This window comes from Streptomyces sp. YJ-C3 (assembly GCF_053891275.1).
Map to the genome: position 1 here is coordinate 4858322 of NZ_CM132685.1, position 21623 is coordinate 4879944.

Sequence of the window (21623 nt, forward strand, 5' to 3'; positions counted from 1 at the left end):
GAGAGACTGTGAAGATTGCCCGAGTGCGGTACGAGGGCCGGGTCCTGGCGGCCCGGGTGGACGGGGACACCGTGTTCCCCGTCGTGGCGGAGGACGAGCGGCACATGTCCGATGCCGTGCGCGACCTGATCGCGGACGGGACGGCCGAACAGACGCTGAGCGCCGACGTGGCGGGGGTGCCGCTCGCCGACGTGGAACTGCTCGGCCCGCTCACCGCCCCGCAGAAGATCATCTGCATCGGACTGAACTACGCCGACCACATCCGCGAGACCGGCCTGGACACCCCGAAGGTCCCGCTGGCGTTCGTCAAGACCGCGCACTGCCTGACCGGCCCCACCGCCACGGTCAGCGTGCCGCGCGGCAGCACCGAGCAGCTGGACTGGGAGGCCGAGCTGGCCGTCGTCATCGGCCGCACGGCGCGCGACGTGAGCGTCGAGGAGGCGTCGTCGTACGTCTTCGGCTACACCGTGGCCAACGACGTGTCCGCCCGGGACGCGCAGTTCTCCGACGGGCAGTGGTTCCGCGGCAAGAACTTCGACGGCTTCTGCCCGCTCGGCCCGTGGATCGTCACCGCCGACGATGTGCCGGACCCGCAGGGTCTGGCCATCTCGGCCCGTGTCAACGGCGAGACGGTGCAGGACAGTTCGACCAAGGAGATGATCTTCGGCGTGGCCGAGACCATCGCCTACCTGTCCCGGTACATGACGCTGCACCCCGGCGACGTCATCGCCACGGGTACCCCGCACGGCGTCGGCATGGGCCGCGATCCGCAGCTGTGGCTGCGGGACGGCGACGTCGTGGAGGTCGAGGTCGAGGGCATCGGCCGGCTGCGCAACCCGATCCACGTCACCGACTGACGGCGGCAGGACCTGCCGCCGTCCCTGTGCGGCCTCCTCCGCCCCACCCCCAGGCCGGAGGAGGCCGCCACCCCCGACTTCGCGACGAAGGAGCCGCAATGAACATCGCCGACGACCCCGACCGCGCACCGGCCCGCTCGCATCTCTACGCGATGGGCCTGAGCGACGAGGAGATGCGACGTCCCACCGTCGGTATCGCCTCGACCTGGACCGGGACGATGCCCTGCAACCTGACGCACCGTGACCTGGCACGCCACGTCGCCACGGGCGTGCGCCGGGCGGGCGGTCAGCCCATGGAGTTCAACACCGTCGCCGTCTCGGACAACCTGACGATGGGCACCCCCGGCATGCGGGCCTCGCTGGTCAGCCGGGAGGTCATTGCCGACTCCATCGAACTCATGGGACGGGCCCACCAGTTCGATGCCGTGGTCTGCATCGTCGGCTGCGACAAGACGGTGCCCGCCGCCATGATGGCGATGGCACGGCTCGACATCCCGTCCGTGCTCCTCTACAGCGGCAGCATGATGCCGGGCACGTGGCGCGGGCGCGAGGTGACCATCCAGGACATGTGGGAGGCCCTCGGCGAGCGGGCCGTGGGCCGGGTCAGCCAGGAGGACGTGGACGACCTCGCCCGGCACGCCTGCCCCGGCGCCGGAACGTGCGCGGCGCAGTACACCGCGAACACGATGGGCACCGTCGCCGACTTCCTCGGCCTCGCGCCCTTCGGCGTGGGCGACATCCCCGCCACGGCCCAGGAGAAGACGGCCGCGGCCGAACGTGTCGGCGAGCTCGCCCTCGACGTACTGTCACGCGGCCTGCGCCCGTCCTCGATCCTCACGGAGGACGCCTTCCACAACGCGATCGTCTCCGTGGCCGCCATGGGCGGTTCCACGAACGCCGTCCTGCACCTGCTCGCCATCGCCCGCGAGGCCGGCATCGACCTGGCCATCGACCGGATCGGCGAGGTGTGCCGCCAGGTCCCCATCATCACGGCCCTCAAGCCCGCCGGCCCCTACACGGCCGCGGACCTGTGGCGGGCCGGCGGCACCTCGCTCGTCGCGGCGCGCCTGCTGGAGGCGGGCGTGCTGCGCGACTCGGTGACCCTGGTCGACGGCCGCTCACCGGCGGACGTGGCGTCGTCGACCACCGAGACGGAGGGACAGGCGGTCGTCACGTCGGTGAAGTCCCCCGTGAAGCCGGCGGGCGCGCTCGCGATCCTGCGCGGCTCGCTCTCCCCGGACGGGTGTGTCCTGAAGCTGGGCGGGCGTCCCGACTTCGTACGCCAGGGCCCGGCGCGGGTCTTCGACTCCGAGGAAGAGTGCTTCGAGGCCATCCAGGGCGGCCGGATCACCGAGGGCGACGTGGTGATCGTCCGGTACGAGGGTCCGGCCGGCGGCCCCGGTATGCGGGAGATGCTGTCGATCACCGGCGCCCTGGTGGGACAAGGGCTCGGCGACGCCGTCACGCTGGTCACCGACGGTCGGTTCAGCGGCGTCTCACGCGGCCTGGTGATCGGCCATGTCGCTCCCGAGGCCTGGCACGGCGGCCCCATCGCGTTCGTCGAGGACGGCGACACGGTCATGGTCGACTCCGCCCGCAACGCGCTCGACCTCGACGTCCCGGCCGAGGAACTGGCCGAGCGCCGGGCCCGCTGGTCGCGTCCGCCGCGCCCTGTCGAGCGGGGGGTGCTCAGCAAGTACGCGGCGGTCGTCGGTTCGGCGTCGGACGGTGCGGTGACGGTGTGAACGGGCTCCCTCGTTCCACGCGAGAAGCCGCCGTCATCGCCTGACACGGGAGCCGGGTGCGTCGGGCCCTCAGGGTCCGACGCACCCGCTGCTGCCGTCTTCGACAGCTGGGATGCACGGAGACAGCGGTGGTTCTGACGAGGTGCGCAGCTCGTCTCCGGAACCGAAGACGACAAGGTCGGCCGGAGACGATCGATAGTCTCCTCGGCATGAGCGTTGAAGTAGAGGTCGTGCGGCAGCCGGGCAAGGAGCTCGTGGAGGCGTTCGGCCGTTTGCTGCCCCAGCTGTCGACGTCAGCGAAGCCGCTGGACTCCGCGGCTGTCGAACGGATTCTGAGCTGCGATGCCAACACGGTGCTGGTGGCCCGCGTGGCCCAAGAGATCGTCGGGACGCTGACGTTGGTGCTGTTCCCTGTGCCGTCCGGAGTCCGGGCCCGGATCGAGGATGTGGTCGTCGACAGCGCGGCAAGGGGTCAGGGGGTCGCGGCAGAACTCACCCGACGGGCGCTGGAACTTGCTCGTGAGGCGGGAGCGAGGACGGTGGACCTCACCTCACGTCCGGACCGTGCGGCAGCGAACCGGCTTTATGAACGACTCGGCTTCGTGGCGCGCGACTCGACGGTCTTCCGGTTCACGATGGGCGACTAAGCGGCTTTCCAGAAGTCCTGTCGGTATCTCGTGGGGAACCAGGGGCTTGTCCAGGGTGGCCAGGTTCTGATCCGGTGATCGGCTGCGGAAGAAGGCATGGATCTGTCGTTTGCGGCCGGGCCAGGACACTGCGGTGTTCGCGATGAAGGTCTTCAGGGCGGCCCAGATCCGTTCGGTCGGGTTGTCGTGCGGGCTGTAGCGGGCGCTGAACCACAGGTGCACGCCGGGGTGGTCGGCGATGAAGTCGCGGACCGCGCGGGCGTGGTGGATCTGGTCGTTGTCACACACGATGGCGAGGGCCGGGGCATCGGGATAGGCGGCCAGGAGCTGCTGAAGCAGGGCGAGGAAGTCGGCCGCACAGCGGCGCCCGAGTCGGTAGAAGAAGGTGCCGGAGGTCACCTCCAGCGCACCCAGCACGGTGACCTGGCGATTCCTGCCCGGGGTGAGGACTTCGGGGCGGTGGCGGGGCAGGGTCCAGCGGGCACGGACGTGGGGCCGCAGGTGCACATGCGTTTTATCGGCGGTGAAGACCTTCGCGCCGACGGGAAGCAGTGCCATGCGGCGGCGCAGGGCGGCCAGGATGGCGTCCCGGTGTGGATCACCGCGGGCGATCAGCTTCGGCCGCCGCCACACGGCCACCTCGCGCAGGCGCCGGTTCAGGGTGCGGCGGCTGACCTTTGGTCGGCCCAGGTAGTGGTGCGGCCGACGCACCTCCACGGCCAGGGCCGCTCCAGCAGTGCGGCAATCCGCCCGGTCAGCCGGCGCCCGCCCAGCCGCGGCCGTCCGCTGCGGGGCCGGTCCTCCAGGCCGGCCACACCATGGGCGTTGAAGCGGTCGATCCACCGCCGCACCGTGGCCGGGTCGTACCCCAACAGCGAGGAAATCTCCGCGGGAGGCAGGCCATGCAGGGACAGCAGCACCATCACCGCCCGAACCATCGAGCGGCCAGGACCGCGCAGCAGGCCGCGCAACCTCTCGCACTCACGGCCGGAGGCGTTGGCGAACACGGTGGGCGGGCGCACACTGACCACAACCTCGCCGGGTGGACGGACGATGCTGACACTTCGATCGAACGCCCGGCGAGGGCCATGTCAACGCCTCGTGCAGCAAGCAGCCTCAACTGCCTGTGACTGAGCGCTTCAGTTGGCCCCTGAGTGCTGTGGTTGGCCCGGCTGAGCGTTTCGGTTGGCCCGCAGGGTAGCGGTGAGGGCTGTGACCTGCGGTGTGTTCTTGTGAACTGGTACGGGATGGCGTGCGGTGGCGCCGACAAAGGTCAGCGAGAACCGTCAACCTTTACTGAGAACGGATGTCGGCCATCATCGGGCCAACGTAACAACGCCCTCCGACAAGTCAGCCGCGCTTCCCCTGCCGCCGCCACGTGCGCCCACCGTCGTCCGAGGCGTACAGCCCCTCGCCCTTCACCAGGTCGTACGTCGCCGTCGTCGCGTCCGCGATGCCGTACAGCGTCTTGCCCTGGACGGTGAACGAGGTAAACGGCACCGGGGTCTTGAGCTGGTGAAAGGCCCGGTTCGAGCGGTCGTCGGCGAGCCAGCAGCGGCCCCCCTTCTCGCCGACGAGCAGCCGCCCGTCCGGCAGCGCCCGCAGTACCAGGAACACCACATCGCGCTGGAGGTCCTGCCAGGGGATGCCGCCCCCGGTGAGGTTGCGCCAGTGCGCGCCGTCGTCCGCGGTCACCATCAGGCCTCGGACCGTGCCGTTGGGGCCGCCGCGGAGCAAGGCCAACGCCGTCGTGCCGCCCGCCGCGGTGACGGCGCCGCCGCTGGTGTACGGCTTGGGCATCGGCATGGAGGTGAGGGTGCGCCCGTCGCGTTGCTGCACGACGCGGTTGGGCATCCGCGACTGGTCCACGAACCAGACCGAGCCGCGCTCGTCCAGCGCGAAGTCTCCGTATTCCGGTGCGCCGGCCGGGGCCGCCATGGTGCGGTTGGCGGGGCGGTAGAAGCGAGTCGGCATCCCCTCGTGGAGGACGATGTCGCCGGGGCGGGTGCTCAGCGCGCGGTCCGACGCGGTGACCTTGTGCCGCTTGCCGCGTACGTCGAGCGCGTACGCGCTCTCCGCGCCCCGGCTGCTGCGGTGCCAGCGGACGAAGCCGTCGCGCACGCCGATGTACTGGTCCGGCTGATCCTCCACGTTCGCGTGCCACGCCTGCTGCGCGACCGTGCGGCCGGCCGGCGAGACGATCCGCCAGGCGGCGGCCGCCGGGCCCTCGTCGTCCCCGATGGAGCGCGCGTTGTACGACAGCAGCAGGGAGCCGTCGCCCGCCCGCGCCACCCCGGCCGGTGCGCCGGCCGCCTCGATGACGGCGTCAGGACTCGGGTGCGGGTCCTTGATGACACGCTTGTACGCCGCCTCGCGGTCGCCGCTGCCGACCCCGGAGTCGCTCTGCGCACACGCGGTCAACGCCAGGGACATGACGCTCACGACCGCCGCGGCGACTGTGAACACGCGCCTTCTCAGCCTCACCATCGCGCCATCCTCGCAGCTCAGCATCGCGGAAGGGCACCTTCCGGACTCTTGGTCATCTCGATTCGGTGACCGGCCGCCTGATCGGCAGGCCGCGCCACGAAGCTTCGGGCCGATATCGTCCGACCGGCCGGCCCAGCGACCGGCTGAACCCGGAGGCCGAGCCGCATGACCAGCCAGCGCTCGACGACCCTGTGGCGCCCCACCGGCCCCGAGGAGTTGGACCTGGGACGAGTTCAACGCCCACATCGTCGGCGAGATCCAAGTGGTGCATGAGTTCCACTGAGCGGCGGGGTCGTGCCGGCCGGGGGGGCCGATGATCCGGGGGCGGCCGCGCCGCCGTCCGCGGTCAGCGGAGACGGCGGCGCGGCCACGTCTCAGGGCCCGGTCAGCAGGCGCCCTCGTCCTGCCACGGGCCCCACTCGGCGGCGCCGGGCTTCTCGTTCTGGGTCCACCACTTGGCCTTCCAGTTGTGGCCGTTGTAGCCGACCTCGTTGCCCGCGGTGTACGTCGCCGTCGCGCTCCACTGCGTCTTGCAGCCGGTGGCGGGCGGGGTCGTGGTGCCGCCGGTCGGGGGCGGTGTCGTGGCGGGCGGCGTGGCGCCGGCGAACTTCACCGAGTACTTGGCGAAGTCCCACGCGTTCTGCGTGACGCTGGAGCAGGTGCCGGAGGTGCGGCCGCCGTTGTCGGGCGGGGAGCACTGGCGGTCGCGGTTGAGGGACCAGAAGGTGAAGCGGTCCATGTTGTGGTTCGTCGCGTAGTCGAGAACCGTCTGGAAGTCTGCCTGGGTGAACATCTCGCCCGTGTCGCTGCGGCCGTTCATGCCGGAGAAGCCCTCGTGGGCGTAGGCGGTGGCCTGGTCCCAGCCGAAGGTGGACTGCAGGATCTGGTTGAAGTTCGTCAGGGCGCCGGTCTGCGAAGCCGCGCCGTTGAAGCCGCCGTCGAACGGCATGATGGAGAAGTTGTTCGGCGTGAAGCCCTGGGACTTCGCCTCCAGCAGCATCTGCTTGCCGAACCAGCCGGTGCCGTCCGCCGTGCCCGCGGTGGTGACGGAGACGTAGAGGCCGGGGTTGTTCTGCTGGAGGATCTTGGCGGCGCCGATCTCGTTCTTGATGGCCGCCGTGTTCTCGTACTCGGGCTCCTCCAGGTCGAAGTCGATCGCACGCAGCCCGTACTTGGTGATGACCTGCTGGTACGCGGCCGCGGTGGACGCGGCGTCCGAGCAGGCCTGGCCGAGCTTGGTCCCGTTGTAGCCGCCGATGGACACGGAGACGTCGCCGCCCTTGGCGCGGATCGCGTCGATCACCGACTTGACCGCGGTGTCGGAGGACACCGGCGCCGTACCGTCCCAGGTCGGCGAACAGCCGCCCCCGCTGGGCGCGAGGATGAAGGCGAGCTGGAAGGCCTTGAGCCCGGAGGCGTCCATGATGGCGCCCGCGTCCGGCGGGTCGTTGTCGAGCGGCATCAGAAAGGGGGCCGCGGCGTACCAGCGGTTGCTCAGCTCGGTCGAGGCGCCTGATGCGTTGGACGCCACGAACGCGGTCGTGGCCAGCGCGACGGTGGTGATGGCGGTGGCGGCGCCCAGGCATGCGCGAAGTCGTCTCACTCTGTTCCTCCTGCTCGGGGGGCGAGTCGAGACAGCTTGTTGAGAGTGATACGAACACGTCAACGGATTGGACTGGACCAAAGGATGCTTTGGACTAGACCATGCTCTTTCTTTGCCTGCGGCCGCGCGGAGCGGGCGAGAGCTACCCGTTCCGGCTCTCGGAGTGACGTGAACCGTGCCGGGGCGAGGTACTGCCCCGGCAATAGGGGCTGTCGACGCCGCTCGTAGCGCCTCACGGCCAGACAGTGCTCCTGCGCGGCGGGCTCCGCGGCACGTTCTCTGCGCGATCGCCCTCCGAGAAGGGCCGTCCCGATCATCCGCCGGTCGAAGCCGGACGACCCCTGACCTGGCGGGTGCGGAGCCGCCCGGTGCGGGGCCGGACCGTGCGGCACGAGACAACTCCGCGCCCGCCCGCGCACCGCCCCGGCGCTTTCCGGACCGGCACCCGTCGCGCTGCCGCCCGCGTCACCGCACCGCCGGCCGGCCTCCCCGATCGGACCCCGTCAGCGCACGTTTTGCCGCCTCGCCCTGTGGCAATGCGTCCCGTCGACAATGACCACGGCAAGCCGCCGCGGCACGCGGTACGCGGCCCGGCAGCGGACGGGAGGCGAGGTGCGGGCAGACTGCCACACCGACAACTCGAGCTCAGGGCCGGCCGACCTGCGTCGGCGCGCGCTCTTCACCGCAGGGGCCGCGGGCGCGGCCGCCCTCGCCACCGGCTGCAACACCACATCCGATGCCCGGAACAGCACCCCGAGCCCGACCCCCTCCACCGCACGCACCTCACACACGCCCTCACCGCGGGCCACCCACCGACGGCCCGAACTGCCGCGCGGCGGACGCGAGGTCTTCCCCGCGCACCGGCTCGTCGGCTACTGCGGACTGCCCGGTGCCGCCGCCCTCGGCCGGCTCGGCACAGGCGACCTCGACGACCGTGTCGACGAGCTGGAGAAGCGGGGCCGCGCCTACTCGGACGACCGCACGCCGTTGCCGGTCCTCGAGCTGCTGGCCGTCGTCGCCAACTCCGGGCCCGGACCCGACGGCACCTACCGCAGCCGCACCCCCGACGAGACGATCCGTACGTTCCACAAGGCCGCCCGCGACCACCGGGGGCTGCTCCTGCTGAACATCCAGCCGGGCCGCGCCGATCCCCTCGCCGAGGTGAAGGCTCTCAAGGAGTGGCTCGTCCAGCCGGACGTCGGCATCGCCCTGGACCCGGAATGGGAGATGAGCTCCGGGCAGATACCGGGCGACACCTACGGCCACACCACCGGCGGCGAACTCACCCGGATCGCCGCCTATCTCGCCTCTCTCGTCGACGAGCACGATCTCCCGGAGAAGGTGTTCGTGTACCACCAGGTCGCCGAGTCGGTCGTCCGCGACGAGCACCGCCTGAAGGTTCCCAAGGGGGTCGCCGTCGTCAAGTGCGCCGACGGAATCGGCTCTCCGCACCTCAAGCGCGAGACGTGGAAACGGCTTGTCGACTCGATGCCGCCACGCCTGCACACCGGCTTCAAGCTGTTCTTCGAGGAGGACACCGAGGGCGGCGGCCGCCTCATGACACCCGACGAGGTGCTGGCTCTGACCCCGCGTCCGTCCTACGTCATGTACGAGTGACGCCTGCCGCTCTTTCCTCGCGGCGAACAGGGCGGATTCTCGGTACGGCCCTCGGGCGGACGCTATATGCTGATGCAGATTGTGCAAGCGGTTTGCAAAATGAGGAGGGTCATGGCTACGCGGGCGACCGACACCGGGACGAACCAGAGTGTCGAACGGGCGGTCTCGGTGCTGCGCGCACTCGATTCCGGTCGTGCCGAGCTGCGGGTCTCCGACGTCGCCGAACTCACCGGACTGGGCTCGTCGACCACCTCGCGCCTGCTGTCCACCCTGGAGCGGCTCGACATGGTCGAGCGCGATCCGGTCAGCAACCTCTACCGCCTCAGCCTCGGCATCCTGCCGCTCGCCGCGACCGCCGCCAATCGCCATCCCGTGCACCGCGCCGCCCGTATGGTCCTCCAGGACCTCGCCACCCGCACCGGGCTGGGGGCCAATGTCGCCGTGCGCCGCGACACCGAGCTGATGTTCCTGTGCAACTTCGAGGGGACCCGCGCCCCGAAGTCCTATACGCAGGCCGGGCACACCGCCCCGCTGCACGCCACCAGCATCGGCAAGTGCCTCCTCGCCGGCCTCACTCCCAAGGAACGCCGCAAGCTGCTTCCCGAGCCCCTGGCCGCACACACCGATTACACGACGACCAGCCACGACGTCCTCGACACCGAGATCGACACCGTCCGCCGCACCGGCTACGCGATCGAAGCCGAGGAGCGCGCCCTGGGCCGCGCCTCCCTCGCTGCGCCCGTGCGGGACGCCTCGGGGGACGTCGTCGCCGCCATTTCCCTGTGGGGCCCCACGTCTCTCCTCGGCGACCACACCGAAGCCGAGCAGCGTCCCGCTCTCGTCCGCGAGGTCATCGAGGCAGCCGACGCCATCAGCCAGGCACTCGGCGCCCTTTGAAGCGCACGCACGGCGAAGGGGCCCGGTGAAGGTGGTTCGGCCTTCACCGGGCCCCTTCGCCGTGCCGCTATGCGCCGTACGCCTTGAACGCGATCACGTGCGCCTGCCGCGCCCCGTGCGTCGCGTCCACCACGAGCCGGAGCGCGTCGGTGCGCACGGGCTCACCGTCCGCACCGTTCAGCTCGTGCACACGGTGGCGGCGGCGGTTGTCCGTCACCGTCAGCAGTGTGTGCCAGGTGCCGTCGGGCTCGCGGCTCTGGATGCGGTAGTCGCGGACCAGTTCCGGCATGACCTCGAACGGGGTGCGGTGGCGGTGCAGGTTGTTCAGGTACTCGTCGACGTCGTCGTCGAACACCAGCCGTGCCTCGGTGAGCCGCTGCTCCTTGCCCCAGTCGAGGCGCAGCCACTGCGCGGCCCGCTCCGGGTCGGGCAGTGGCTCGGACGCCCACATCTGCGGCCCCCCGTAAGCGCGCTGGAAGCCGCCGACGGCCCGCTCGGGCAGGAACGCCGCGGTGTCCGGGCTCGCGCGGAAGGCGAAGGTCCGGCGGCGCAGACCGCGGGCCTGCCACTCCAGGACCAACTGCCCCTCTTCCTCGGGGATGTCGTGGTCGACGGCCGCGTCCCCCTCGACCCTGCTGCGGAGCGCGAGGACGCCGTCGGTGCGCTCGGGGACGAGAACCAGCGCCGTGTCCGGGCAGGCACGCACGATCAGGACGACGTTCTCCGGACTGTCCGGGCGGTGTCCGAGGCGGGCCGTGACCCAGTGGGGGCCGCCGGCCGGGACGGTCACGGTGGTGGTGAGCAGGTGATCGACGGGCACCGCGTTCTCGGGGCGGCCCGTCCCCCACAACTCCACGGTGAGTTCGCTCGGCCGATCGCCCGGGGCGCCGTGGACGAGCAGGTCGACGGTGTCGAGGGCGGGGTCGACCGGCAGCAGCAGTGCGAGGTCCCGGGTGAGCGGGTAGGGCTCACCCGGCGCGGTCGGCGAGGGTTCGGCGGCCAGCCGACCGAGGTGTGAGGAGGCGCTGACCCGCGCCGTGCGCGCCAGGTTGTCGGGGTCGTCGTCGGCGAGGCCGATGACCGAGGCGTCCTGACGCAGCAGGGTGCGGCGGACCAGCTCCGGGTGCTTCGTGGCGAGTTCGCGCGGGCTGAGCCCTTCGGCGACGCACAGCGCGGCGGCCGTACCGGCGGCCTCGCCGAGCGTGGCACAGGTCGCCATGACACGAGTGGCACCGAAGGCGATGTGGGTCGCGGAGATGTTGCGCCCGGCGAAGTAAAGGTTGGTGACGTTCGCCGAGTACAGGGAGCGCAGCGGGATGTGGAAGACGCCGTCCGCGTACCGCTGCCGGGCGCCCGGCTCATCGGCGTACATGCCCTGCACGGGGTGGAGGTCGACGGACCAGCCGCCGAAGGCGATCCGGTCCGCGAACTGTCGTTGTTCCAGGATGTCCTGCTGGGTCAGCACGTGGTCCCCGAGGAAGCGGCGGTACTCGCGCTTGCCGGGGAGGCTGCCGACCCATTCCAGCGTCAGGTTCTCGGCGTCCGGGAACTCCCCCGAGTTCTTGATGTGGTCCCAGATCCCCATGATCACGGCTTGGAGTTCGTCGCGGATGCGCTCGTTGTCGTGGACGGTGTCCAGCTCGCCGCCCCACTCGATCCACCAGTAGTCGCACCCGTTGTCCCCGGTGCGCAGGACACGGTTGCGCAGGATGGGGGTGGTGGTGAGGTCGCGGGCGTACGCGGGCGGCACGAACTTCACCGGCCGGCCCACGTCCTTGGTGTGGAACAGGATCGTGGAGCCGAGCAGTGCCTCGTCCTCCTCGGCGGGCGCCCAGGGTTCGCCGAACTCCGCGTGGGCCTCGCGGCCGATGCGGTAGCGGGCCCCTGCGAGGTGGCCGAGCAGGCCGTCGCCCGTGCAGTCGAGGAACTGGTGCGCGTGGAAGGTGATGCGGCGTTCGGAGCCCATCATCCAGCCGGTGCAGGAGTGCACCTCGCGTGCGTCGTCCGGTCCGCTCGCGTCGACCTCGCGCACGTCGGTGTTGAGGTACAGGTCGATGTTCGGCTCGGCCCGGACGGCGTCGAGGACGACCTGGTCCCAGTAGTAGGGGTTCCCCTCGGGGTTGCGGTACTGGTTCTCGGTGTACAGCTCGCCCATGATGCCCGTCTCGCGTGCCCAGCGGTGCACGCCGTGGGCGGTGGCCCCGCAGACCCAGACACGGATCTCGCTGCTCGCGTTGCCGCCCAGGACGGGCCGGTTGTTGACCAGGGCGACGCGGCGTCCGAGCCGGGCCGCGGCGATGGCCGCGCAGGTCCCCGCCAGGCCGCCGCCGATGACGGCGATGTCGTAATGGACCTCTTCTTCCCGCACGGTGCGGCCTCCTTGGTGTGAAGCTCGGACGCTGTCCGTCGGAGCGGAGCGGCCCTCAACGTACATCACATCCATATCGTGCAACTACTGTTCAGCCAGTGGGATGTGTTGTACGTTTCCGGCGCAGCCGATGACACTGCCGCCACGTGCCGACGACGAAGTTCGCAGCAGGTGGGGCTAGTTCGCGGCCCCGCCTTGAACCGGTGATTCACCGACCAAAAGGGTTGACGCCGTCGCACCATCTGGAGAACGATCCCGCATGGTGCAACTTGCATTCAATGGAGCATGCATGTCATTCACACAGGGCTTCGGCCGACGCAGGGAACGGGGCGGCCCGCAGCTCGTTCGCCGCGCCGCGCCCCGCGCCACCGCTCCCGCCCCGTTCGAGAGGACCCACCGATGAGTACGGCCGCACCTCCTCAAAAGGCCGCTCCACACCGTGAGCGGACCGGCGGACGGCTGTCCAACGGCGCGTTCGCACTGCTGCTGACCGCACCGGGGCTCGCCCTGTTCGCGGCGATCATCGTCTACCCGCTGCTGTCGGCGCTGTTCACCGGCTTCTTCAAGCAGGATCTGCGGCTTCCGGGCCGCGAGTTCGTCGGCCTGGACAACTTCGCGTACTGGCTGAGCGGCGACTTCCTGACGATCCTCAAGCAGACGCTGATCTTCACCGTCGGCGCGACGCTCGTCCCCTTCGTGCTCGGCTTCGCCCTGGCCCTCGCGCTGAACTCGGGCCTGAAGGGCAGTGGCTTCCTGCGCGGCCTGTTCCTGTTCCCGTGGGTGATCCCGGGCGTGGTGGTCTCCTTCCTGTGGATGTGGATCTTCAACGCGAACTACGGCGTGCTGAACGGCATCCTCATGAAGGCCGGGATCATCGAGGAGTCCGTCTCCTGGCTCGGCCAGCCCGGCACCGCCATGCTCGCCGTCATCGTCACCAAGACCTGGGCGAGCTTCCCCTGGATGATGGTCATGCTGCTGGCCGGTCTGCAGACCGTGCCGAAGGAACTGCACGAGGCGGCCTCGATGGACGGGGCGGGCTCGATCCGGCGCTTCTTCGCCGTCACCTGGCCACAGGTCCGCGGTGTCGCCTCGATCGTGCTGCTCCTGGAGTTCATCTGGAACTTCCAGCACTTCGACACCATCTACGTGCTCACCGGCGGCGGCCCGGCCGGCTCCACCGAGACCTTCGCGACCGCCGTGTACCAGACCGCCTTCAAGGGCTTCGACATCGGCCGGGCGACCGCGCTGGGCGGTCTGTGGATGCTGCTCCTGCTCGTCCTCGTCGTCGTCTACCTCAGGATCACCGAGCGGAAGGGCGACGCCCGATGACCTCCACGACCTCCACCCCGCTGTCCCACGCCGACCGGCCCCGGCCGGCCGCCACGACGGCCGGGCGCACCGCGCGGCGCCGGATACGCAAGGACCTGCTGCGCTCGCGGATCGCCGCCTGGACCGCGGTCCTCGTCATCGGCGCCTTCGGCCTCCTTCCGGTCTACTGGCTCCTGGCCACCGCCCTGAGCAGCCCCGAGTCGACCTTTCAGTTCCCGCCGAAGCTGATCCCCACCGACCTCACCTTCAGCAACTTCACCGCGCTCGCCGAGAACGACCAGCTCATCAAGTACCTGGTCAACTCGCTGATCGTGGCCTCGATCACCGCCGTGCTGAGCGTGGTCGTCGCGACGTACATGGGCTACTCGTTCTCCAAGTTCCGCTACCGCGGGCGGCGTTCGCTGATGCACCTGGTGCTGGCGTCGCAGATGTTTCCCCAGGCGCTGCTGCTGGTGACGCTGTACGCCGTGTTCTCCAGCTTCGGCCTGTTGAACACGTACACGGCCCTGGTGCTGTCCTTCACCACGTTCACGATGCCGCTGTGCGTGTGGATGCTGAAGGGCATCTTCGACACCATCCCGGACGCCTTGCTGGAGGCGGCGTCCATCGACGGCGCGTCCCGGTGGCGCACGCTGCACTCCATCGTGGCGCCGCTGGCCGCGCCCGGGATGATCGCCGCCGGTCTGTTCGCCTTCGTCCGCGGCTGGAACGATTTCATCTTCGCGGTGACGCTGGCCGACAAGGAGAAGCAGACCCTGCCGCCCGGGCTGGTCTCCACGTACATCGGCGAGTTCCAGACCGCCTGGCCCGAGTTGATGGCGGCCTCGCTCATCGTGTCCGTCCCGGTGGTCGTCGCCTTCATGTTCCTGCAGCGCTATCTGGTCGGCGGGATGACCGCCGGTTCGGTCAAGAGCTGAGCCCGCGGGATCCGCCCGCACCTCCCCCACGCACTTTCCCTTCCGCACACTCCCTGATGGAGACACCATGACCACCTCTGGCATCAGCCGGCGCGGCGCGCTGCGCATGTTCGGCATCGGCGCGCTCGGTGTGGCCGGCGCCGGCGTGCTGGGCGCCTGCGCACCGTCCGGCGCCAGCACCTCCTCCAACGGAGGCGACACGAAGTCCAAGAACTTCGACTTCACCTCCTGGTCGCTCAACGAGGAGGCCGCGAAGCCCTCGATCGAGAAGATCATCGCGGCGTGGGAGAAGGCCGAGAACTCCAAGATCCGCGCGGTCTCGTACCCGTACAACGAGTATCTGAGCCAGCTGACCCTCAAGCTCGGCGGCGGCGAGACGACCGGAGCGATACACCTCGACATCGCCTGGCTCGCCGCGGTGGCGCAGATGGGCAAGCTCGCGGATCTCGGCTCCGTCGCCGCCAAGGCCGGATACACGGACGTGGCGCTGGACAGCGGCAAGTACGACGGCAAGCAGTACGGCCTCCCGTGGAACACCGGCTCGATCGGCGTGATCGCCAACTCCAAGCTCCTGGAGAAGGCCGGCATCAAGAAGCACCCGACCACTGTCGAGGAGTTCGAGGACGCGCTGCGGGAGCTGAAGGGGCTCGGCGGCGGTGTCGTGCCCTACGCCGCGGCCACCAAGGTCGCGCAGCTCAAGGACATCTTCCCGTGGATGCAGACGTTCGGCTGCAAGCTCCTGGACGGCGAGAAGGTGACCATCGGCGACGATGCCTCGATCGACGCGGTCACCTGGTACAAGAAGCTGCACGACGCGAAGCTGATCGCCGCGGACGTGGACCGCTTCGACGCGCGCGCCCTGTTCGGGCAGGGCAAGGCCGCCTTCTACGACGACGCCATCATCGGCAAGGGCGTGACCGCGGCCCAGTCCAAGGACAAGACGCTGGCCGACGCGATGCAGCCGATGGAGCGTCCGGTGCTGCGCTCCGGCGACACCCCCCAGGCCTTGCTGTGGGGCGGCGTCATCGCGATCGTCAAGGGCAAGGGGCAGGACGCGGCGACCGAGTTCGCGCTGCACACCACCACCGACCGGGCGACCACCTCCGAGTATTTCGCGGAGCGTGCCCTGCCGCCGTCCACCACCGCGGGCCTGGCCGAACCGAAGGTCGCCAAGGACACCTTCACCACCGAGTGGACCGAGAAGATCACCAAGACGGCGACCGGCAGCCCGTTCTGGCAGTTCGCGCAGAACGCCCAGATCGAGGAGGCCGTCGCCAAGCAGGTCCAGGCGGTCCTGGTCGGCAAGTCGAAGCCGAAGGATGCGATGAAGCAGGCCGGCGAGGACGTCGCCGCTCTCATCAAGCGCTGATTCGACACACGCCCGACCCGGGCCCGGTGAAGGCAGTTCGGCCTCACCGGGCCCGGGTCTCCTGCCGGTCACACCGCAGGCTCGTGGCCTGCGCACGCCTCAGTAGCATGGGCGCATGCTCGTCTATGTCCCGTCGGTCCTGTGCTTGCTCGCGCTCTGCTTCGGGATGCTGCGTGAACGCCGAAGAGTCAGCAACGCCGTCCTTCTGGGGCTCACCCTCGCCTTCGCCGCGGCTGCCCTGTTTCTGCAACTGATGTCCGAGCGGCCGCAGTTGGCCAACGACATGATGATCGCGCTGCTGGTTCTCGCCGCTCTGGGCGTCATCACGCTGGCCTGGTTCCTCCTGGCCAACGGCATCACCATGGTGCGCAAGGAAGGCAGGAGCCCGGCGAACCTGCTGTCGTTGGGCGCGGGCATCGCTCTGGTCGCCCTGCTCGCCCTGTTGGTCACCGCGCTGGTCCTGCACACGCGCACCCTGGTCGTCGTGGCGGCGACCGCCGTCGTGCTCGCCGGACACGTCGCCTTCCTCTTCGTGTGCTTCCTCCTCTACGCCACGCTCTACGAGCGGCTGCGCATCCGGCGCAGGGCCGACTACGTGGTGGTCCTCGGCTCGGGCCTGATCGACGGCCGCACGGTGCCGCCCCTGCTGGCCAGCCGTCTCGACCGGGCCAGGAAGGAGCATGCCAGGGTCTCGCGGAGAGGCAGGCAGCCCGTGCTCATCACTTCGGGAGGGCAAGGGCCGGACGAGCATCTGCCGGAGTCACACGCGATGGCCGACTATCTCATCGCGCAGGGTTTCCCGGCCGATCTCATCGAGCGCGAGGACCGTTCGACGACCACCGAGGAGAACCTGACGTTCAGCAATGCCCTGATGCGGAAGGCGAATCCGGAGTACCGGTGCGTGATCGTCACGAACAACTACCACGTCTTCCGCGCCGCGGTGACCGCCCGTCGCTCGGGCGTCCGGGGTCATGTCGTGGGCGCTCCCACGGCTTCGTACTTCTGGCCGAGCGCCATGATTCGCGAGTTCGTCGCCATTCTGCTGACCTACCGCCGCACCAATGCCGCTCTGTTCCTGCTCCTGCTGTTGGGCGGCTTGTTCATCTGGTGGCTGGGCTGGCCCTCGACGGGCCACACGGATCTCTTCGAGGTGTGAGCGGGAAGGGCCGCCACCGCGCCTCACGCGTCCTCTCGTCAGCGGCCGACCTCGATCGCTTGGCTACGCGATCAACCGCCGAGAATCAGGTCTCAGCGGTCGAGGAGTGCTCGGATCCGGTCGAGCCACTCTGCTCCGTACCGGCGCCCGTTCGGGAATCGGTCGTCCCGGTCCCAGCGCCAGGTGGTGATCATCGCCAGCACGAGGATCCGGCAGTCGCGCAGCAACTCCTCGTCGACACCCGGACAGTGCTCGCCGACCTCTTCGGGCGCGTGGGCGAGGTCGAACGCGACGGGCCCACGGCAACATGTCTCGAGGTCGATGAAGAGCAGTCCGTTCTTCGTGATGAGCACGTTGCCCGGGTGCGGCTCGCCGTGCAGCAGTTGCTCGGCGCCGCCGCGCTCACCGATCGCTCGTCGCAGGCTTCGTAGTGTGTCGCCGAGCAGTTCCCGGTCCGCGTCGGCGAGCGCCGGGGTGCGGTCGCGGTGCGCCACGAGGTGCTGAGCCTGCTCGACTCGATCCGTGAAGTGCGGCGTCGGGACGTCGAGTTCGCGCATGCCGGCATGCAGTCGGTCGAGCGCATGGGCGTAGTCGGCCGGTGCGATCTCCCCGGGTGTCACGGGTTCGTAGTAGGTCCACAGTGTGACCGCGAAGCCGTCACGCTCATGGACACGTGGTTCCACTCGAGGCTCGAGGACGGCCACCGGGCACCCGGACTCGGCGAGCCGTTGCGCAAGGTCGACTTCGAACTGTGCGACCTGATTCGTCGCCGGCGCCACCCGGGCCAGGACGTCGCACGGCAGTAGACGCAGAGTGAGCTTGTTCGAGGCTTGCAGAACGATCGCGTCGTCGGCGGTCAGGCCCAGAGACGAGGCGATCGATGTGGCCGCGGCTACCGCACGCGTGATCTCTGGCGCCTGCATCGTCTGCCGGCCCCTCCTTGAGTTCGCTTCTCCCGCCGCCCGGCCGCCGAGCGTCGCGGATGGCTCCGGTCAGCCCACTATGTCGCACTCGACGCGGTGCCCATGAGCGTTTCGACCGCGGCATGGAGGGGGAGATCGGCGGCGCTGACGAGCAGGAGATCCGCCGCGGTGAAGTGTGCGGGGTCGGCGAACGGGTTCGGGACGGCGATGCAGGACAGACCGGCGGCCCGGGCCGCGGCCACGCCGTGGGGTGTGTCCTCGACTGCGATCGCCTGCGCCGGGGCGAGCCCGAGGCGATCGAGTACGAGGCGGTAGACGTCCGGCGCCGGCTTGGGAGAGGACACTTCGTTGCCGAAGGCGAGGGCGGCGAAGGCGTCGAGACGATCGACCTGTGCCAGCAGGCCGGTCACCCACTCTTCGGAAGAACTGCTGGCCACCGCGCATCGCAGACCGGCGGCGCGGGCCTGGGTGAGCCAGGCGTCGATGCCCTCACGAAGGCCCAACTGGCGGTGGAGCGTGTCGCGGTGGGCCAGGCGACGGGTGTGGCTGGTCTCGTGGTCGAACCGAGGGCCGACGGCCGCGGCGAGCTGCCGGTATCGCTCGGCGGTGACGTCACCGCCGTGGTCCGCGAAGAACGTGGCCGGGTCCAGTTCAAGGCCGTACTGTCGCCACTCGTACTGCCAGCATGCGAAGAGCGTGCTCTCGGTGTCCATGAGCAGCCCGTCGAAGTCGAACACGATCGCGTCTATCGGCATCGGCCCAGTCAAGCAGTCCTCTGCCACCGGTGCGGCGTGCGAAGCGGCGAACCCCGCAGGGGCACCGCCCCTGTCCCACCCGGCGCCTTCGCCGGGCGGGACGAGGATGTGTGTACCGGCGCCGCTTCTGAGCTGTCCCGCTCAGAGCACCCGCAGGGTCCGGCGAGCCTCGGCCGTCGAACTCGTTCCGGCGTAGACGTCCACGCGGCCCCGCTCCACGAGGAACGTGCCGGCGGGGTCGTTGGTCCAGAACCCGAGGTCCTCCGCGCCGAGGGGGAAGGCGACGGTGGTGCTCGCGCCCGGTTCCAGGGTGACCCGTGCGAAGCCGCGCAGGCGGCGCACCGGCTGCGCGATGCTCGCGGCCACGTCGTGGACGTAGACCTGAACGACCTCGTCGCCCGCACGCTCGCCGGTATTGGTGACCGTCACGGTGACGTCGACCGTCTCGCCCTGTTCCAGCTCCGCTCGCGTGATGTCGTCCCGGCTCAGCACCGGGTCCGAGGTGGCGAACGTCGTGTAGCTGAGGCCGTGGCCGAAGGGCAGGCGCGGCCCTTCGGCCAGGTCCAGGTACCTGGACACGTACTTCTCGTCGGGGTGTGCCGGGTTGTAGGGACGGCCGGTGCTCTCGTGGTTGTAGTAGACCGGGATCTGTCCGGTGGCGCGGGGGAAGGTGACCGGCAGCTTGCCGCCCGGGTTGACCGTGCCGAAGAGGACGTCCGCCACCGCGTGACCGGCCTCGATGCCGGGGTGCCAGGCCTCCAGGACGGCGGGCGCGGTGTCCAGCCAGTCTCCGAGGGCCAGCGGGCGGCCGTTGACCAGGACCACGACGTACGGCGTGCCGGTGGCCGCGACGGCGGCGATGAGTTCCTCCTGGCCCGCGGGCAGACCGATGTCGCTGCGCACGGCGGCTTCTCCGCTCAGCGCGGGGTCCTCGCCGACCACCACGACGGTGACATCGGCTTCCCGGGCGGCGGCCGCCGCCCGCGCCGGGTCCGCGTCGGCATGGGTGACGCGGGCGGCGGGCGCCGTCTCGCGCACGGCGTCCAGGACGCTGACGGAGGGGAAGCGGTGGCTGCCCGGACCGGCCCACGTCCCGTGCAGATCGGTGGAGTCGGCGAACGGGCCGACGACCGCGACCGAGCCGGTGGCCGGGTCGAGCGGGAGGGCGGCCGCTTCGTTCTTGAGGAGCACCATGGAGCGGGCAGCGGTCTCGCGGGCGGCCGTACGGGCGGCGGCGGTCGGTTCAGTGGTCTCGGCTGACTCGTCGGAGTACGGGTCGGCGAAGAGCCCGAGGGCGTGCTTGAGGGCGAGGATACGGGCGACCGCTTCGTCGACGTGCTCGATCGTGATCAGGCCGGCGTCGAGCAGCGCCTCCCCGTGGTCGACGAAGTGGGTGGAGACCATCTCCATGTCGAGGCCTGAGGTGAGAGCGAGGGCGGCAGCGTCGGCGCCGTCCTCGGCGAAGCCGTGGGCGATGAGTTCCTCGACGCCGGTGTAGTCGCTGACCACGAAGCCCTCGAAGTCCCACTCGTCCTTGAGGACGGTCCGCATGGTGTGGGCGTTGCCGTGCGCGGGGACGCCGCTGACCGTGTTGAACGCGGCCATGACCGTGGCGACTCCGGCGTCGACGGCGGCCTTGAAGGGCGGCAGGTAGTGGTTGCGCAGCCGCTGTTCGGAGACGTCGACCGTGTTGTAGTCGCGGCCGCCCTCGGCGCCGCCGTAGGCGACGAAGTGCTTGGCGCAGGCCGCGATCCGGTCGTCCGCGGCAAGTCGGCTGCCGTCGGCCGGGCCCTGGTAGCCCTCGACCTTGGCGACCGCGAAGGCGGCGTTGAGGTAGGGGTCCTCGCCCGAGCCCTCGGCGATGCGGCCCCAGCGCGGTTCGTGGGTGACGTCCATCATCGGGGAGAAGGTCCAGCGCACCCCGGCGGCCCGGGTCTCCGCGGCCGACACCTCGGCATCACGTCGGGACACCTCGGGGTCGAAGCTCGCGGCCTGGGCGAGCGGGATGGGGAACGTGGTCCAGAAGCCGTGAATGACGTCGAGCCCGAACAGCAGCGGAATGCCGAGCCGGGACTCCTCCACGGCGATCCGCTGGAGCGCGTTGGTGTTCCGGGCGCCGTGGATGTTGAGCACCGACCCGAGGCGTCCGGCACGGGCCGCCGCCTCGGTCTCGGCGGTCTGGCCGCCGCCCGGCCCCGTGTCCCCGGTCCACGTCAGCTGCTGCAGCTGCCCGAGTTTCTCCTGGACCGTCATCCGGCCCAGCAGTTCCTTGACCTGTGATTCGTACGCTCGCAGCACGTCGTGACCTCTATGCCCGTAATGACTTTTATGCCTGTTACCGTCTCGCGGCGCGCAAGATCGACGTACTTGCGCGGCACGAATGTATGCGCATTCATCGGGCGGGGACAAGTACCGGGGCGCTAGCGCTCCACTCCCCCGGCGCCGCGTCAGCCACCAGCGCATCGGGCCTGACGCGACCGCGACCGGGCCAGGGAGCGGTCGCGCGGGACGACGCCGACAGGCTTCGGCCTGATGGGGGCGGAGGACGTCAACCGATAGACGAACAGAGGCCGGACTCAGGCTTACGGCAGTAGCAGCCTTACGGGGTCAGCAGCCGCCAGGGGATCCGCGTCGGCCGACCAGTTGCACCGCCGGGCCAAGAAGTCGGACGCCGCTCCAGGCGCAGGCCGCGGGCCCGTCCGAATGCGAAACAGCCTGACCACACCGGTCCGGCCGGCACCCGCGCACCGCACGCATTGCGTCCAGAGCGTTCGCGACGGCCTGCCACGAGCCGACGCCCGGGCAGTAGCCGGTCGACTGGGTGCTGCCTCACCGACCACTCGCCATCCGGCCACCTGGTGACACCTCATCTCGCCCCCCACCGAGAACGGGACCACCGCCGGCACACGTTGCGTTCGCACCGCCGGGATGCGCTACACCCCCGCGCGTTCCC

The 21623-nt window shown here is 70.1% G+C and carries 15 protein-coding genes and 1 pseudogene; 9 read left to right on the plus strand and 7 right to left on the minus strand.

What is annotated here, in order from left to right; all coding sequences use genetic code 11:
• Window positions 1-8 precede the first annotated feature (8 nt).
• The 3 genes from ACVHNB_RS21680 (at window position 9) to ACVHNB_RS21690 (ending at window position 3249) form a co-directional block, all read left to right on the plus strand.
• Window positions 9-857, plus strand: a complete 849-nt coding sequence (locus ACVHNB_RS21680) for a fumarylacetoacetate hydrolase family protein (protein ID WP_428957066.1) — start codon at window positions 9-11, stop codon at window positions 855-857.
• Window positions 858-955: 98 nt separating this feature from the next.
• Window positions 956-2602, plus strand: a complete 1647-nt coding sequence (ilvD, locus tag ACVHNB_RS21685; RefSeq protein WP_456225633.1) for a dihydroxy-acid dehydratase — start codon at window positions 956-958, stop codon at window positions 2600-2602.
• 209 nt (window positions 2603-2811) lie between these two features.
• Complete coding sequence (locus ACVHNB_RS21690) at window positions 2812-3249, plus strand: GNAT family N-acetyltransferase (RefSeq protein WP_428957064.1); 438 nt, start codon at window positions 2812-2814, stop codon at window positions 3247-3249.
• Here ACVHNB_RS21690 and ACVHNB_RS21695 read toward each other — a convergent pair.
• The 3 genes and pseudogenes from ACVHNB_RS21695 to ACVHNB_RS21705 form a co-directional block, all read right to left on the minus strand.
• Window positions 3246-4271, minus strand: a pseudogene (locus tag ACVHNB_RS21695) (IS630 family transposase). The gene ACVHNB_RS21690 and the pseudogene ACVHNB_RS21695 sit on opposite strands and share 4 nt — an antisense overlap.
• A gap of 328 nt (window positions 4272-4599) precedes the next feature.
• Window positions 4600-5715: a hypothetical protein gene (locus ACVHNB_RS21700; RefSeq protein WP_456225634.1), complete on the minus strand. Its 1116-nt coding sequence runs from the start codon at window positions 5713-5715 to the stop codon at window positions 4600-4602.
• A 406-nt stretch (window positions 5716-6121) separates the two neighbouring features.
• Entirely contained in the window at window positions 6122-7339 is a 1218-nt protein-coding gene (locus ACVHNB_RS21705; RefSeq protein WP_456225635.1) for a chitinase, read from the minus strand.
• A 552-nt stretch (window positions 7340-7891) separates the two neighbouring features.
• Between ACVHNB_RS21705 and ACVHNB_RS21710 the strand changes: the two genes are divergently transcribed.
• Together ACVHNB_RS21710 and ACVHNB_RS21715 are read left to right on the plus strand one after the other, a co-directional pair.
• Window positions 7892-8956, plus strand: coding sequence for a hypothetical protein (locus ACVHNB_RS21710; RefSeq protein WP_428957061.1), 1065 nt, complete (start codon window positions 7892-7894; stop codon window positions 8954-8956).
• A 111-nt stretch (window positions 8957-9067) separates the two neighbouring features.
• Window positions 9068-9853, plus strand: a complete 786-nt coding sequence (locus tag ACVHNB_RS21715; RefSeq protein ID WP_428957060.1) for an IclR family transcriptional regulator — start codon at window positions 9068-9070, stop codon at window positions 9851-9853.
• A gap of 67 nt (window positions 9854-9920) precedes the next feature.
• Here ACVHNB_RS21715 and ACVHNB_RS21720 read toward each other — a convergent pair whose 3' ends face one another.
• On the minus strand, window positions 9921-12221 hold the full coding sequence (locus tag ACVHNB_RS21720; protein ID WP_428957059.1) for an FAD-dependent oxidoreductase: 2301 nt from the start codon (window positions 12219-12221) through the stop codon (window positions 9921-9923).
• A 399-nt stretch (window positions 12222-12620) separates the two neighbouring features.
• Between ACVHNB_RS21720 and ACVHNB_RS21725 the strand changes: the two genes are divergently transcribed.
• From ACVHNB_RS21725 to ACVHNB_RS21740, 4 genes are all read left to right on the plus strand, one after another.
• Window positions 12621-13550: a carbohydrate ABC transporter permease gene (locus tag ACVHNB_RS21725; RefSeq protein WP_428957058.1), complete on the plus strand. Its 930-nt coding sequence runs from the start codon at window positions 12621-12623 to the stop codon at window positions 13548-13550.
• On the plus strand, window positions 13547-14467 hold the full coding sequence (locus tag ACVHNB_RS21730; protein WP_428957057.1) for a carbohydrate ABC transporter permease: 921 nt from the start codon (window positions 13547-13549) through the stop codon (window positions 14465-14467). Before ACVHNB_RS21725 ends, ACVHNB_RS21730 begins: the two co-directional genes overlap by 4 nt.
• A gap of 67 nt (window positions 14468-14534) precedes the next feature.
• A complete protein-coding gene (locus ACVHNB_RS21735; RefSeq protein WP_428957056.1) occupies window positions 14535-15836 on the plus strand; it encodes a sugar ABC transporter substrate-binding protein in 1302 nt (433 codons plus the stop codon).
• Window positions 15837-15951: 115 nt separating this feature from the next.
• Complete coding sequence (locus ACVHNB_RS21740; RefSeq protein ID WP_456225636.1) at window positions 15952-16992, plus strand: YdcF family protein; 1041 nt, start codon at window positions 15952-15954, stop codon at window positions 16990-16992.
• Between the two features lie 92 nt (window positions 16993-17084).
• Here the strand turns inward: ACVHNB_RS21740 and ACVHNB_RS21745 are convergent, their stop codons facing one another.
• The 3 genes from ACVHNB_RS21745 to ACVHNB_RS21755 form a co-directional block, all read right to left on the minus strand.
• Window positions 17085-17915 (minus strand): phosphotransferase enzyme family protein, encoded by an 831-nt coding sequence (locus ACVHNB_RS21745; protein ID WP_456225637.1) that lies wholly within the window; start codon window positions 17913-17915, stop codon window positions 17085-17087.
• A 77-nt stretch (window positions 17916-17992) separates the two neighbouring features.
• Entirely contained in the window at window positions 17993-18670 is a 678-nt protein-coding gene (locus ACVHNB_RS21750) for an HAD family hydrolase (protein WP_456225638.1), read from the minus strand.
• A gap of 141 nt (window positions 18671-18811) precedes the next feature.
• On the minus strand, window positions 18812-20923 hold the full coding sequence (locus ACVHNB_RS21755) for a glycoside hydrolase family 3 N-terminal domain-containing protein (protein WP_456228923.1): 2112 nt from the start codon (window positions 20921-20923) through the stop codon (window positions 18812-18814).
• Window positions 20924-21623: the final 700 nt, after the last annotated feature.